The sequence below is a fragment of the Nonomuraea rosea genome (assembly GCF_039539705.1).
GTDB lineage: Bacteria > Actinomycetota > Actinomycetes > Streptosporangiales > Streptosporangiaceae > Nonomuraea > Nonomuraea rosea.
Map to the genome: position 1 here is coordinate 1 of NZ_BAABDQ010000060.1, position 14,499 is coordinate 14,499.

10 protein-coding genes are annotated in these 14,499 nt (G+C 72.2%); 2 read left to right on the forward strand and 8 right to left on the reverse strand.

What is annotated here, in order from left to right; all coding sequences use genetic code 11:
* A partial coding sequence (locus ABEA43_RS62400; RefSeq protein WP_345578533.1) for a CHAT domain-containing protein occupies positions 1 to 1,732 on the forward strand: 1,732 nt, incomplete at its 5' end.
* 57 nt (positions 1,733 to 1,789) lie between these two features.
* On the opposite strand, the gene ABEA43_RS62405 is transcribed toward ABEA43_RS62400, so the two are convergent.
* The 5 genes from ABEA43_RS62405 to ABEA43_RS62425 form a co-directional block, all read right to left on the reverse strand.
* A complete protein-coding gene (locus tag ABEA43_RS62405; protein ID WP_345578536.1) occupies positions 1,790 to 4,084 on the reverse strand; it encodes a SpoIIE family protein phosphatase in 2,295 nt (764 codons plus the stop codon).
* Positions 4,085 to 4,103: 19 nt separating this feature from the next.
* Complete coding sequence (locus ABEA43_RS62410) at positions 4,104 to 7,970, reverse strand: HAMP domain-containing protein (protein WP_425570692.1); 3,867 nt, start codon at positions 7,968 to 7,970, stop codon at positions 4,104 to 4,106.
* Positions 7,971 to 8,231: 261 nt separating this feature from the next.
* A complete protein-coding gene (locus ABEA43_RS62415; RefSeq protein ID WP_345578542.1) occupies positions 8,232 to 8,597 on the reverse strand; it encodes an STAS domain-containing protein in 366 nt (121 codons plus the stop codon).
* 219 nt (positions 8,598 to 8,816) lie between these two features.
* Positions 8,817 to 10,247 (reverse strand): DHA2 family efflux MFS transporter permease subunit, encoded by a 1,431-nt coding sequence (locus ABEA43_RS62420; protein WP_345578545.1) that lies wholly within the window; start codon positions 10,245 to 10,247, stop codon positions 8,817 to 8,819.
* A 106-nt stretch (positions 10,248 to 10,353) separates the two neighbouring features.
* Entirely contained in the window at positions 10,354 to 10,953 is a 600-nt protein-coding gene (locus tag ABEA43_RS62425) for a TetR/AcrR family transcriptional regulator (RefSeq protein WP_345578548.1), read from the reverse strand.
* 93 nt (positions 10,954 to 11,046) lie between these two features.
* Between ABEA43_RS62425 and ABEA43_RS62430 the strand changes: the two genes are divergently transcribed.
* Positions 11,047 to 11,781: a MerR family transcriptional regulator gene (locus ABEA43_RS62430; protein WP_345578551.1), complete on the forward strand. Its 735-nt coding sequence runs from the start codon at positions 11,047 to 11,049 to the stop codon at positions 11,779 to 11,781.
* A gap of 114 nt (positions 11,782 to 11,895) precedes the next feature.
* On the opposite strand, the gene ABEA43_RS62435 is transcribed toward ABEA43_RS62430, so the two are convergent.
* The 3 genes from ABEA43_RS62435 to ABEA43_RS62445 all read right to left on the reverse strand — a co-directional run bounded on the left by ABEA43_RS62435 (position 11,896) and on the right by ABEA43_RS62445 (position 14,407).
* Complete coding sequence (locus ABEA43_RS62435) at positions 11,896 to 12,339, reverse strand: CBS domain-containing protein (RefSeq protein WP_345578554.1); 444 nt, start codon at positions 12,337 to 12,339, stop codon at positions 11,896 to 11,898.
* 63 nt (positions 12,340 to 12,402) lie between these two features.
* A complete protein-coding gene (locus ABEA43_RS62440) occupies positions 12,403 to 13,065 on the reverse strand; it encodes a potassium channel family protein (protein ID WP_345578557.1) in 663 nt (220 codons plus the stop codon).
* On the reverse strand, positions 13,058 to 14,407 hold the full coding sequence (locus tag ABEA43_RS62445) for a TrkH family potassium uptake protein (protein ID WP_345578560.1): 1,350 nt from the start codon (positions 14,405 to 14,407) through the stop codon (positions 13,058 to 13,060). Before ABEA43_RS62445 ends, ABEA43_RS62440 begins: the two co-directional genes overlap by 8 nt.
* Between the last annotated feature and the right edge of the window lie 92 nt (positions 14,408 to 14,499).

Below are 14,499 nucleotides of genomic sequence, written 5' to 3' on the forward strand. Positions count from 1 at the left end.
CCCCCCGGCCCCCCCGCCGCGCCCCGGGGCTGCGGGGGCGACCGGCTCGGGCGCCCGCCCGCGCGGTGAGCCTGCGGGGGCGGGCAGGGTGGGTTCCGGGGCGCGGGTGGCGCGGCCGGGGGCGGTGGCCGCACGGGCGGCGGAGCTGTCCGGGCGGTTCGCCGGGCTGGACATGCCCGGCGAGGCCGAGATGGCCCGGCTGGTCTCGATCAGGGCGCTCATCGCGGCCGGCCGCCTGGCGGAGGCGGCGGCGGCCGCCGCGGCGAGCCCGGCGGCCCACGGCGCGCCCCTGGACGTGCGTCTCATGCGCCACCTCGCGCTGGCCGAGCTGGCGGGCGCGCACGGGCAGCGTGGCCGCGCCCTGCGCAAGGTGCGCTCGGGCCTCGCCCTCGTCCACTCGCACCGCGGCCGGCTGGGCAGCCTCGACATGCTCACCGGCGTGACGGCCCTCGGCGCCGACCTCGCCGCGTACGGCCTCACCACGGCCCTGGCCGGCGGCTCGGCGCGGCACGTGTTCGCCTGGTCCGAGCGCTGCCGCGCGCAGGCCTTCCGCTACCGCCCGCCGCACGCCCCCGAGGACGAGCAGACCGCCGAGGCGCTGGCCGAGCTGCGCCAGCTCGCCCAGCAGATGCACGCGGACGAGGCGGCCGGCCTGCGCAGCCCCGCGTTGCGCAGGCGGTGCCTGGAGCTGGAGCAGCTGATCAGGGAACGCGGCTGGCAGCTGCCCGGTGTAGCGGCCGGCGTGGACCTGGCCTCCATCGGCGCGGTCGAGGAGGCGCTGGCGGCCGACGACTCCGCGCTGGTCAGCCTGTTCACCGTGGGGGGCGCGCTGCTGGCGCTGGTGCTCGTACGCGGCCGGTGCCACCTGCACGAGCTCAGCGCGTACGAACCGGTCGCCGAGGCCGCGCGGCGGCTGGCGGGCGACCTCAACGCCCAGGCCGGGCGCAACCTGCGACCGGCGATGAAGGCCGTGATCGAGGCGTCCGCGCAGCGGCAGCTCGGCGTCATCGAGGACGCGGTGCTCGCACCCCTGAGCGCCGGGCTGGCCGGAGCGCGCGGGATCGTCCTCGTCCCGACCATGGCCCTGTCCGCGGTCCCCTGGGGCCTGCTGCCCGGCCTGCGCGGCAGGCCGCTGGTCGTGGCGCCGTCCGCGCTGGTCTGGCTGTCGGCCAGGCGGGCCCGCGAGCCGTACGTGCGCGACGGAGCCTCCTCGGTGCTGGTCGCCGGGCCCGACCTCGACCACGCCGAGACGGAGGTCGAGCAGCTCGGAGCCGTGCACCCCAAGGCGCGCCGGCTCAGGGGCGGGCTGGCCACGGTGTCGGCCACGCTCGCGGCGCTCGACGGAGCCTCCTTCGCCCACTTCGCCGCGCACGGGCACCACGAGCGCGAGAACGTGCTCTTCTCCCGCCTCGACCTGGCCGACGGCCCGCTCATGGCCTACGACCTGCAGCGGCTCGGCAAGGCGCCGGGGCATGTCGTCCTGTCGGCGTGCGACGTGGGCCAGGCGGTGGTCAGGGCGGGCGACGAGCTGCTCGGCTTCACCGCGGCGCTGCTCTACCTCGGCACCTCCACCGTCATCTCCAGCCTCACCAGGGTGCCGGACAGCGTGGCCGAGCAGGTCATGATGGCCTACCACAGGGACGTCGCCCTCGGCGTGGGCCCGGCCGACGCGCTGGCGGCCGCGTCGGCCGGTGAGCCCGCCGCCACGTTCGTGTGCTTCGGCGCCGGCTGAGCGCCGCCCGGTTTCAAGGCTGCACCGGTCAGCTCAGCCGCCCATTTCAAGCGCCGGTCAGCTCAGGTGGACGCCGATCAGGCAGGTGTCGTCGTCGGTGTCGGAGTTGCAGTGGGTGAGCAGGTCGTCGAGACGATGGTCGAGCGTGGCCGAGGTGCGCCTGGCGATGTCGAGCAGCCGGTCCTGGGCGTGGCGCAGGTTGTGGTCGCGGCGTTCGATCAGCCCGTCGGTGTACAGCAGCAGCGTGTCCTTGGCCTGAAGCTGCAGCTCGCCCTCCTCGTAGCGGGCGTCGATGAACGCCCCGAGCAGCGGCCCCTTGACCATGGGCAGCTCCGCTCCCCCCTCCTCGCGCAGCAGGATCGGCGGCAGGTGCCCGGCCCTGGCCCAGCGCAGCATCCGGCTGGGCGGGTCGTACAGGCCGCAGACCGCGGTCGCGGTCAGGCGGTCGGCGAGGTGGTGGGCGACCAGGTTGAGCCAGGCCATGAGCTGGGCGGGCCCGGCGCCGGTGGTGGCCAGGCCGCGCAGCGCGTTGCGCAGGACGACCATGCCGGTGGCCGCGTCGACGCCGTGCCCGGCCACGTCGCCCACCGACAGCAGGATCTGGCCGTTCGGCAGGACGACGGCGTCGTACCAGTCGCCGCCGACCAGGTGCTCCTTCTGCGCGGGCCGGTAGCGGACGGCGACGTGCAGCCCGAAGGACTCCCACGTGCCGCGCGAGGGCGGCATGATCGCGTGCTGCAGCTGCAGAGCCAGGCGGTTGCGTTCGGCGGACTCCTGCTCGGTGTGGGCGAGCTGGTCGCGGGTGACGGAGAGCGCGACCTCCGTCCAGTGCTGGGAGGAGATGTCCTGGTACGCGCCCCGCACCGCCATCAGCTGACCGTCCGGCCCGAACACCGGCTCGGCCACCACGCGCATGTGACGGGCCACCCCGTCGGGCCGCCGCAGCCGGAACGCGGTGGCGGCGACGCGCCGGTGATGCAACACCGTGCGCAGGAAGCGGCCGATCGCCACCTCGTCGTCCGGGTGGGCGTGGTCCCGCAGGCGTTCGAGCGGGATCGGCCGGTCATCGGGCGACAGGCCGTACACCGAGTAGAGCTGGGCGTTCCAGGTGATCTCGCCGGTCACCGCGTTCTCCTCGAAGCCGCCGATGCGGCCCAGCCGCTGGGCGTGCTCCAGGAGCCCGGCCAGCCGCGCGTCCTCGTCGTGGTCGCGCCACACCAGCAGGACGCAGTCGCCGTGCCGGGTGACGCTGACGTCGGCCACGCCCGTCGAGCTCAGGCCCAGCGGCATCCGCTGGGCGCGGAACGGCTTGCCGGTGGCGAGCACCTGCTCGATGCGCGCGAACAACCCGCCCGCCGCCAGCGGGTACGCCTCCAGCAGCAGCCCGCCGGGCACGAACGGATACGCCTCCAGCAGCAGCCGCTCGCCGTCGGTCAGCCGCTCGTTGGCGTGCTGGACGCGGAAGTCGGCCAGATCGCCCCGCAGGTCCAGGTGCGCCCGCAGCACCAGGGCCGGGTCGGGCAGCGCGTCGGCCAGGTCGACGATCTCGGCCAGGGCGGGGCCGGCCTGCGCGAGCGGCGCGAAGGGCGCGTCCAGCGTGTGCGCGCACAGCTCGGCCAGGGCGTCGATCTGCCGCTCGATCCGCGGCGGCCGCGGCGGCAGCGCCTGCGGCCAGCAGATCTCCAGCACGCCCAGCACCCGGCCGCCCACGATCATGGGCGCGGTGACCCGGCCGCCGCGCGAGGACTGCCGGCCGATGGAGGGCAGGCCGGTGTCGGCGTGCCAGATCGTCCGGCGCTCGATCATGGCCCGGGTGGCGGGCGTGACCACGCCCGGCGGCACGTGGTGCCACCGCCTGGCCTCCTCGGGCCCGAACCCCGCGTACCCGGCGAGCGTGAGGCAGGAGTCCGGGCCGGCCGCCCACACCGCCACCGCGGTCGCGCCGAGCGGGGACAGCGCGTGCTCCACCAGCGAGCGCGCCACCGCCTGGGTGTCGCTCGCGCCGAGCGCGGCGTTCTCGGTCGCGCGCAGCCGTACCGCGGCGCCGGACTCGGCCTCTGCGGCGGCGCTGATGTGGTCGCGGGCAGCCTGGTTGACCACGTCGGCGGCCAGCTCGAGCCGCGACACGCCGGCCTTGCCCGCGAGCGAGGCGAGCTGGTCGGCCGCCTGCACGGGGCCGCAGCGCAGCCGCTCGACGAGCACGCCCTTGGCCAGCTCGATCAGGGCGCGGTCGTCGGCGGCGCGGCGGGCCTCCTCGATCTCCCGCCGCAGCCGCTCGACGGTGTCCGCCAGCCGGGCGATTTCGCGATCGCTGCCGCCCCCGGCGGGCGGGTCGTCTGCGGGAGTGTGCACGTCACCGCTCCTCACGAGGTCAGGCGGGGTTCATCCAGTGCTGGATGCGTTCGATGAGATGGTCGGCGTCCACCGGCTTGGTCACGTAGTCGGTGGCGCCGGCCGCGAGGCTCTTCTCCTGGTCGCCGGGCATCGCCTTGGCGGTGACCGCGATGATCGGCAGGTCGGCGTACCGCGGCATCGACCTGATCGTCTCCGTCGCCGTGTAGCCGTCCATCTCCGGCATCATCACGTCCATCAGGATCAGATCGGTCTCGGCGTGGGCGGTCAGCGTGTCGATGCCTTTACGGCCGTTCTCCGCGTGCAGCACGTTGATGCCGTGGATCTCCAGCATGCTGGTCAGCGCGTACAGGTTGCGGGCGTCGTCGTCGATCACCAGCACGGTGAGCCCGGCGAGGGTGTTGTCGATCTCCCGTCCGGCCGCCGCGCCCACGCTCTCCGCCCTGACCAGGGGCAGCACGTCGCCGGGCTGGTCCGCGGTCAGGTGCAGCGCGATGCGCTCGCGCAGCTCGTCGAGGCTGGACAGCAGCTCGAGCGGCTGGTTGCCGAGCCGCACCTCCTGCTGCGGGTGGGAGCGCCAGTTGTTGTACGCCAGCACCGGCACCCCGTGCAGGCGCTGGTCGCCGTCCATCGACTCCAGCAGCCGGTACGCCGACATCTCCGGCATGTCGAGATCCAGCACGACACAGTGGCACGCCTCGCCGGCCAGCATGCGCGTGGCCTCGTCGGCCCCGGCCGCCGTGACGACCTCGATGATCCCGCCCAGGTCGTGCGCGTTCGCCAGGTCGCCCACGACGCTCTCGGCGACCAGCGAGAGCAGCCCGTGCGCCCGTTCCTCGATCACCAGCAGCCGCCGGGGCGCCACCAGCGCGCCCGAGGCGAGCTGCGCCTGCTCGTCCGCGTCCGGCGGAGTCACGTCGAACCCCGGCCGCGCCACCGGCAGGTACAGCGTGAACACGCTGCCCTGCCCCGGCGTGCTCTGCGCGGTGATGGCGCCGCCCAGCAGGTAGGCGATCTCGCGGCAGATCGACAGGCCCAGCCCCGTGCCGCCGTACTTGCGGCTCGTGGTGCCGTCGGCCTGCTGGAAGGCCCCGAAGATCACCTCCAGCTGCTGCTCGGCGATCCCCACGCCGGTGTCCAGGACGCGCAGCGCGATGGCCGGGCCGTGCGGGCGCACCGAGGCGGGCAGCTCGGCGGCGGAGGCCGGTTCGATGCGCAGCTCCACGCTGCCGGTCTCGGTGAACTTGACCGCGTTCGACAGCAGGTTGCGCAGCACCTGGCGCAGCCGGGAGTCGTCGGTGAGCAGGTCGGCGGGCACGCCCGGCGCGGTGGTGACACGGAAGGACAGGCTCTTCTGGCTGGTCATGGGCCGGAACGTGGCCTCGACGTAGTCCAGCAGCGGGCGTAGCTGCACCCATTCGGGGTTGATGTCCATCTTGCCGGCCTCGACCTTCGACAGGTCGAGGATGTCGTTGATGAGCTGCAGCAGGTCGGAGCCGGCCGAGTGGATGATCCCCGCGTACTCCACCTGCTTCGGCGTCAGGTTGCGCGTGTGGTTCTGGGCGAGGAGCTGGGCCAGGATGAGCAGCGAGTTGAGCGGCGTGCGCAGCTCGTGGCTCATGTTGGCGAGGAACTCGCTCTTGTACGTGGAGGCCAGCGAGAGCTGGTGCGCCCGGTCCTCCAGCTCTTGCCGGGCCTGCTCGATCTCCAGGTTCTTGGTCTCGATGTCCTGGTTCTGGCGGGCCAGCAGGGTCGCCTTCTCCTCCAGCTCGGCGTTGGAGCGCTGCAGCTCGTCCTGCTGGTTCTGCAGCTCCTCCGAACGGGTCTGCAGCTCGACGGCCAGCCGCTGCGACTCCATCAGCAGCTCGTCGGTGCGCGCGTTGGCCACGATCGTGTTGAGGTTGACGCCGATCGTCTCCATGAGCTGGTCCAGGAACGCCCGGTGCACCGTCGTGAACGCCTGCACCGAGGCCAGCTCGATCACGCCGAGCACCTGCTCCTCGACCACGATGGGCAGCACGATCACCGAGGAGGGGTCGGTGTGGCCGAGCCCGGAGGAGATCGTGATGTAGCCGGGCGGCAGGGTCGTCATGGCGATGGTCCTGCGGCTGCGCGCCGCCTGCCCGACCAGCGCCTCGCCGAGCTTGAACCGCGTCGGACGCCCCGGATTCGCCGGATAGCCGTAGGCGCTGATGAGCTGCAGGTCGCTCTCCTCGGCCAGGAAGAACGCGCCGTACTGGGCCGACACCAGCGGCGCCAGCTCGTTCATCACCAGCTCGGCCACCGTGGCCAGGTCGCGGTGCCCCTGCATGAGCCCCGACATGCGGGCCAGGTTGGACTTGAGCCAGTCTTGCTGCTCGTTGGCGCTGGTCGTCTCGCGCAGCGACTTCACCATCGAGTTGATGTTGTCCTTCAGGTCCGCCAGCTCGCCCTCGGCGTCCACGGTGATGGACCTGGTCAGGTCGCCGGAGGTGACCGCGCTGGTCACCTCCGCGATGGCGCGCACCTGGCGGGTGAGGTTGCCGGCCAGCTCGTTGACGTTCTCCGTGAGCCGCTTCCAGGTGCCGGACACGCCCTCGACCTCGGCCTGGCCGCCCAGCCTGCCCTCGCTGCCCACCTCGCGGGCCACCCGGGTGACCTCCGCCGCGAACGAGGAGAGCTGGTCGACCATCGTGTTGATCGTGGTTTTGAGCTCCAGGATCTCGCCGCGGGCGTCCACGTCGATCTTGCGGGTCAGGTCGCCCCTGGCCACGGCGGTGGTGACCTGGGCGATGCTGCGTACCTGGTTGGTCAGGTTGTCGGCCATGGAGTTGACGTTGTCGGTGAGGTTCTTCCAGGTGCCGGCCACGTTGGGGACGCGGGCCTGACCGCCGAGCTGGCCCTCGGTTCCGACCTCGCGGGCCACGCGGGTGACCTCGTCGGCGAACGCGCCGAGCGTGTCTACCATGGTGTTGATGGTCTGCGCCAGCGCGGCGACCTCGCCCTTGGCCTCGACGGTGATCTTCTGTGACAGGTCGCCCCTGGCCACGGCGGTGGCCACCTGGGCGATGCTGCGCACCTGGTTGGTCAGGTTGGAGGCCATGACGTTGACGTTCTCCGTCAGGTCCTTCCAGGTGCCCGACACGCCCCTGACCGTGGCCTGGCCGCCCAGGTTGCCCTCGGTGCCGACCTCGCGGGCCACGCGGGTGACCTCGTCGGCGAAGGAGGAGAGCTGGTCGACCATCGTGTTCAGGGTGTTCTTCAGCTCCAGGATCTCGCCGCGGGCCGAGACCGTGATGCTCTGCGACAGGTCGCCCCTGGCCACGGCGGTGGCCACCTGCGAGATGTTGCGCACCTGGTCGGTCAGGTTGCCGGCCATGAAGTTCACCGAGTCGGTCAGCGCGCGCCAGGTGCCTGCCACGCCCTTGACGTCGGCCTGGCCGCCGAGCTGGCCCTCGGTGCCGACCTCGCGGGCCACGCGGGTGACCTCGTCGGCGAAGGAGGAGAGCTGGTCGACCATCGTGTTGACGGTGTTCTTCAGCTCCAGGATCTCGCCGCGCGCGTGCACGGTGATCTTCTGTGACAGGTCGCCCCTGGCCACGGCCGTGGTGACCTGGGCGATGCTGCGTACCTGGTCGGTGAGGTTGCCTGCCATGGCGTTGACGGACTCGGTGAGGTCCTTCCAGGTGCCGGACACCGCGGGCACGTCGGCCTGGCCGCCCAGGCGGCCGTCGGTGCCGACCTCGCGGGCCACGCGGGTGACCTCGGAGGTGAACAGCGAGAGCTGGTCGACCATGCCGTTGAACACCGACGCGATCTCGCCGAGCAGGCCGTCGGCGTCGTCGGGGAGCCGGGTGCGGAAGTCTCCGTCCCGCACGGCGGTGAGACCGGCGAGGAGCTGTCTCAGCTCCGGCTCACCGACCTCGCCTGGGCCGCGGCCGCGCTTGCCTCGCGCAGTCGAACGTGAGGTGCCGACGGCAGGCTCGCTCATGACAGGTCCTCCGTAGTCGCCCGGGCTTCCTCAGGTAGCGGAGAGAGTAGTCGCATCCGCCCTATGCGCGCGCTAACCGCAGGTTGTCATCTACCTATCACTGCACGTACAAGGTCGATTTGTGCTTCCCTGCGAAGTCGATCGGGCTGATCCTCAGCCATGCTCGGCGGCGATCGGCTAAATGGAGCGTTCCCCCGAGGCGAGCGCGGTGGTGACGGCGTCTTCCACCGTGTCGTGCACGGGAACGTGAGCGAGGACGCCGGTGATCTCGAAGAGGCGGGCGGGCAACGGCTGGACGGCGGCCAGCCGGACGGTCCCGCCGTTCCTGGCGCAACCGGTGGTGCACATCAGCAGGACGTGTAACCCCGAGCTGTCCATGAACGGCACCCGCGACAGGTCGAACACCACCTGCCGGCCCGCTGCGGCCTGCTGCTCGTCGAGGTAGGCCTCCAGCTGGTCACGGTTGGTGGCGTCCACCTCGCCCGTCACGACGATCACCGTCACCCCAGGCAGGAGCTGGTGCGCCAGCGTTAATGGCGGCATCTACGGCTTCACCACTCTCGCCCGCGGAACATGACCATCAACGAAGAATAGTCCGCGGGAGTCGTCGGCGATATCCCGGTTTCGCGCTGTCCTCGCCCGAACCCGCGACCCGCCGCGATCCCGGCCGGTGAGCGGGGGCGGACGACCGGATGTCGGTCGCCCGCCCCGCATCCCAGCGCGTGTTCAGTGTCCGTGTCAGTGGCCGTGTCAGTGGCCGTGTCAGTGGCCGTGGCCGACGAACGCCGCCGCGGGCTTGCCCGGCGGCACCAGCCACAGCGCGACGACGCCCGCGACCCCCGCCACGACCGCGCAGAGCGTGAACCCCGAGACGAAGCCGCCCGCACCGGCCGCGGAGCCGGGCGCCAGGCTCGCCGCCGCCATCGTGGACACCACGGCCACTCCGATGGAACCGCCGAGCTCGTGGAAGGTGTTGATGACCCCGGAGGCGACGCCGTTCTCACCGGGCGGGATGTTGGCCATGGTCGTCGTCGTGGCCGTCACGAACGCGGGCCCGATGCCCAGCGCGGCCAGCACGAACCCGGGCAGCAAGGTCGCGTACACGCTCGCGTCGGGCGAGATCCGCGTCATCAGCGCCGCCCCCGCGGCCGTCATCACGAACGACGCCACCGCCACCGGCCGCCCGCCGACCTTCCCGATGAGGTGCCCGCCGAGCTGCGCCCCGGCCGTGATCGCGACGGCGACGGGCAGGAAGAACAGCCCCGTCTCCAGCGCGCCGAACCCGAGCACGTGCTGGAGGTAGAGCGAGCTGAGGAAGAACAGCCCCAGCATCAGTCCCGTCGCGATGAGCATGACGAACATCCCCGAGATCACCGGCCGGCGGGCGAGCGTCCCGGCGCGCATGAGCGGCGACCGTACGGACCGCTCGACGACCACGAACAGCGCGTACAGCAGGACGGCGCCCGCCAGCGGCAGCAGCGTGCCCGCCGCGGTCCACCCGGCGTCGCCCGCGGTCACCAGCCCGTAGATCAGCAGCGCCGTCGCCAGCGTGACCACCAGGGCCCCCGGCACGTCCACCCGCTCCCCGCGCCCGGACGGCCCAGGGTGCGCCGCGCCCCGGAGCACGGCGGGCACGGCGACGAGCACCAGCAGCCCGATCGGCACGTTCACGAAGAAGATCCACGTCCAGCCGGGCCCCTCGGTCAGCAGGCCGCCGAGCAGCACGCCCAGGGCAGCCCCCGTCCCGCCGATGGCCGCCCAGACGCCGAGCGCGCGCCCGCGCCGTTCGCCGTGAAAGGTGGCGGTGATGACGGACAGCGCCGCGGGCGACAGCAGCGCCGCCCCGACCCCCTGCAGCGCCCGTCCCGTGATCAGCATGACGCCGCTCCCGGACAGCCCGCACACCAGCGAGGCCGCCGTGAACAGTCCCAGCCCCGCGAGCAGCACGCCCCGCGCCCCGGTCGCGTCGGCGAGCCGCCCGCCGAGCACCATGAGCCCGCCGAAGCAGAGCGTGTACGTGGTCACCACCCAGGTCAGCGACTCGCGATCGAGAGCCAGGTCCGTGCCGATGGTGGGCAACGCGACCTGGACGACCGTGATGTCCACGATCAGCATGAACTGGGCCAGGCAGAGCAGCACCAGCACACCCCAGCCGCCCTTGCGCGCGGTGGGAGAAGTCGTGTCGAGACTCATTCTCAGCTCCTTAACTCGAACATCGATGTTCAAGTTAACACGCGCAAACCATACGTCGGTAGGGTGTCCGGATGAGACGACGACTCAACCGCCCCGCGGTGGGCTGTTAGCCCGCGACCGGGGAGAGGAGTGACAGCATGGTCGTGACCAGCACCTGCTCGACCTCGTCCGCCGCCAGCCGCCCCGCCTCCCGCTCCTGGGCGGCGCTGTGAATGATCGAGAAGAACGCCGTCACCAGCCAGGGCAACGGCAGGTCGGTACGGAAGTCACCGTCGTCCTGCCCCCGGGCGATGAGCCGCTCGACCCGCCGCAGCGGCCGGTCGTGGTGCTCCCTGATCCGCTCGGTGGGCAGGACCCGGTCGGCGGCCAGGAACAGGCGGCGATGCCGGTCGAGGATCTCCCAGGACGAGTGCAGCAGCCGCGTCATGGCCTCCGGCGCGGGCGCCGTGTCGATTGCCGGGTCCTCCAGCACCGCGTCCGCCATCCCGACCGCATGGTCGAGCACCGCGTCCACCAGCGCCTCCCGGGAGGGGAAGTGGCCGTAGAGCGTGACCCGGCCCACCCCGGCTGCCTTGGCGATCTCGGCCACACTGGCGGCGGGATCGGCGCTGAGCAGCCGGGTGCCGGCTTCGAGTATCGCGGCGATGTTGCGCTCGGCGTCCGCACGCCGGGCCGGTACGGGCTGTCGTGCCGCGGCCTTCACCATGAGACAAGCCTACGACGCCGCGCCCCTCATCCACGGGAGGGGGCTTGCGGCTGACGCGACGTCCGGAATTACCGTCCTCGGCAGGTGATCGATGTGAACGGAAGATGCTGGAAGATCGGCGAGCTCGCCGCCGCCACAGGTGTGACCGTGCGGACCCTGCGCCACTTCCACCAGATCGGGCTGCTGTGCCCGGCCGAGCGGTCGGCGGCCGGGCATCGCGTGTACACCGGCGACGACGTACGGCGCCTGTACCGGATCCTCGCCCTGCGTGAGCTGCGGCTGCCGCTCGGCGAGATCGCGGACTCGCTGGACGGCGGCGACCTGCACGCGACCATCAGGCGGCAGCTCGACCTGGTCGAACGCCAGATGGCGGGACAGCGCGACCTGCACCGCCGGCTGCTCGGCCTCGCCGAGGCCCTGCGTACGGCAGGCGAGCCGTCGATCGACCAGCTCATCGAGACGATGGAGGCGATGATGCAGGGCAAGCACTTCACCACCGAACAGCTCGCCCGCTTCGAGGAGCGGCACAGGGAGCTGGGACAGGGCGGCTTCGGCGAGTGGCTGGGGCAGCTCAGCGGCCTGGCCGCCGAGGCGGCCGCCCAGGCCGGGCGCGGGACGGACCCGGCGGATCCGGCCGCGCAGGAGCTCGCGGGCCGCTGGAGCCAGGTCGTGGCCGGGCTGGCCGGCGGGGACAGGAGCGTCGTGTCCGCGATCTACGGCAAGCTCGACGCCAAGGGGGCGGAGGCCGCGACCAAGGGCCTCCTCAGCACGCCCGCCTGGGACCACCTCAAACGCGCCTTCGCCGTCGGCTTCACACCCGGCGCCTGACCCGCGACGCTCCCGCGCGCGGTCAAAGCATCAGCCCGCGCGGTCTAAGCATCAGCCCGCGCGGTCTAAGCATCAGCCCGCGCGGTCTAAGCATCAGCCCGCGCCGGGGCGGGGTCAGAGCTCCAGCGCGTGGTCGAGGAGCGACTGCAGGGTGACCGCGCCCACCAGGCGATCGCCGTCCATCACGGCCACCAGCGGGCTGCGGGTGCGCGCCATCAACGCCGCCAGCTCCAGCACGGTCGCCTTCATGTCGGCCACCGGGAGCTCGCGCGGCTGCTCGGGCAGGCACGCGCGAACCGTCCTGCCGCCCAGCCGCCGCAGGAACAGGTCGGCGTGCGCCTCGTCCACGACCCGCGCCAGCGCCGGATCGTCCTGGCAGTACGGCGGCACCGCCAGCCGCAGGACCTGGGTGCCGGGCAGGATGCTGACCGGCCGCCCGTTCTCGCCGAGCAGGATCAGCCCGGGCAGGTCCTGCTCGGCCAGGAGCCTGGCCGCCTCCAGCGCCGGGGTGTCCAGGGTGACCGTCGGATACTCGACGGCGAGATCGCGTGCGCGCATCTGTGCCTCCGCCTCAGAGCCTAGCCAACCACCGGCGACCGGCACGGCAGGCGGCGGCGCCGTTCACGGCAGCTCCGCGAAGCGTTCGACCTCTTCGGTACGCCCGGAGACGATGACGATGTCCCCGTAGGACAGCTCGGTCTCGGCGGTGGCGTAGGTGAACTCCTCGCCGGGAGGCTTGACGGCCACGATGGTGACGCCGTATTTGCGGCGCAGGTTCGAGCGGCCGAGCGGGATGCCCACGTACTCCTTGGGCGGGTTGGTCTTGGCCAGCGCGAAGTTCTCGTCCACCTGCATGTAGTCGAGCATCCGCCCGCTCACCAGGTGGGCCACCCGCTCGCCCATGTCGTGCTCGGGGAAGACGACGTGATGGGCGCCGATCCGGCTCAGGATCCGGCCGTGCTGGGTGCTGATCGCCTTGGCCCAGATGTCGTTGATCTCCAGCTCGACCAGCAGCGACGTGGTCAGGATGCTGGCCTCGATGTCGCTGCCCACGGCCACCACCGCCTGGTAGAAGTCGGGCACGCCGAGCTGGCGCAGCGCCTCCATGTCGGTGCCGTCCGCGGTCGCGATCTGGGTCATCTGCCCCGCCAGCGCCTGTGTGATCTTGGGCCGGCTGTCGATGGCCAGGACCTCGGTGCCGCGCCTGATGAGCTCCAGGGCCAGCGACGTGCCGAACCGGCCCAGGCCGATCACCACGACGGGGACGCTCTTGTGCTCAGCCAACGATGACTCGCTCCTCGGGTAGTTCGTAGTGGCGGGCGCGCCGGTTGAGGGCCAGCGCGGAGCCCACGGTGAGCGGGCCGATCCTGCCGACGAACATCAGGATCGCCAGCAGGATGTGCCCGGCCGTGCCCAGGCTCGCGGTGATGCCGGTGGACAGGCCCGCCGTGCCGAAGGCCGCCACCACCTCGAACAGCACCTGGTCCAGGCCGTGCGGGGTGAGGGCGAGCAGCACGTACGTGGACACCGCCACCAGCGCCACCCCCAGCACGGTGATGGTGACCGCCTGGCGCTGCGTGGCCTCCGGCAGCCTGCGGTGGCCGATGTTGACCCGGCTCTCGCCGCGCATCTCCGCCCACACGACGAAGGCGAGCAGCCCGAGCGTGGTCACCTTGAGCCCGCCCGCGGTGCCCGCGCTGCCGCCGCCGATGAACATCAGCACGTCCGTGGCCAGCCAGCTCGACGGGTACATCTGGGAGACGTCCAGGGTGTTGAACCCGGCCGAGCGCGGCATGACCGCGGTGAAGAACGCCGCCAGCAGCTTGCCGGGCTCGTCGAGCGCGCCCAGCGTCCGCGGGTTGCGCCACTCGGTCATGAGGAAGACCAGCGTGCCCAGCGCCAGCAGGGTCACGGTCACGCCCACGGTGATCCTGGTCAGCACGGTCCACTTGCGCGGCTGCCGCCAGGTGCGGGCCAGCTCGAACACGACGGGGAAGCCCAGCCCGCCGACGATGACGGCCACCGCGACGGTCAGGCAGATCCACGGGTCGCCGACGTACCGCATGAGATTGTCCGGCCAGAGGGCGAACCCGGCGTTGTTGAACGCGCTGACCGCGTGGAAGGCGCCCAGGTAGGCGGCACGGCCCAGCGGCTCCCCGTACCCGATCACGAAGCGGGCGCACAGCAGGACGGCGGCGATCGCCTCGCACACGAGGCTGAACACGACCACCTTGCGCACGACCCGGCGCACGTCGCTCATGCTCAGCGTCTTGGTCTCCGCCTGGGCCGCGATCCTGGCGCGCAGCCCCAGGCGGCGCGAGACGAGCAGGGTGAACACCGTGGCCATCGTCATGATCCCCAGGCCGCCCACCTGGACCAGCCCGGCGATCACCACCTCGCCGAACGCCGACCAGTGCGACTCGGTGTCGACGATCACCAGGCCGGTCACGCAGACGGCCGAGGTCGCGGTGAACATGGCGACCAGCCAGTCCGCGGGCTTCCCGTCGGTGGTGGCCAGCGGCAGCGTCAGCAGGGTGGTGCCGATCGCGATGGCCAGCACGAACCCGGTGGCCACGACCTGGGCCGGATGCCGGAACCTGGCGAAGAAGGGGGGCAGCACGCTCATCGGCGAGCCGCGCCGCTCGGGTAACGCATGTAGAACGCCTCCGTGAGAAGTCCAGCCGACAGTCTCATGCCGACCAGACTTCCCGGCGCACC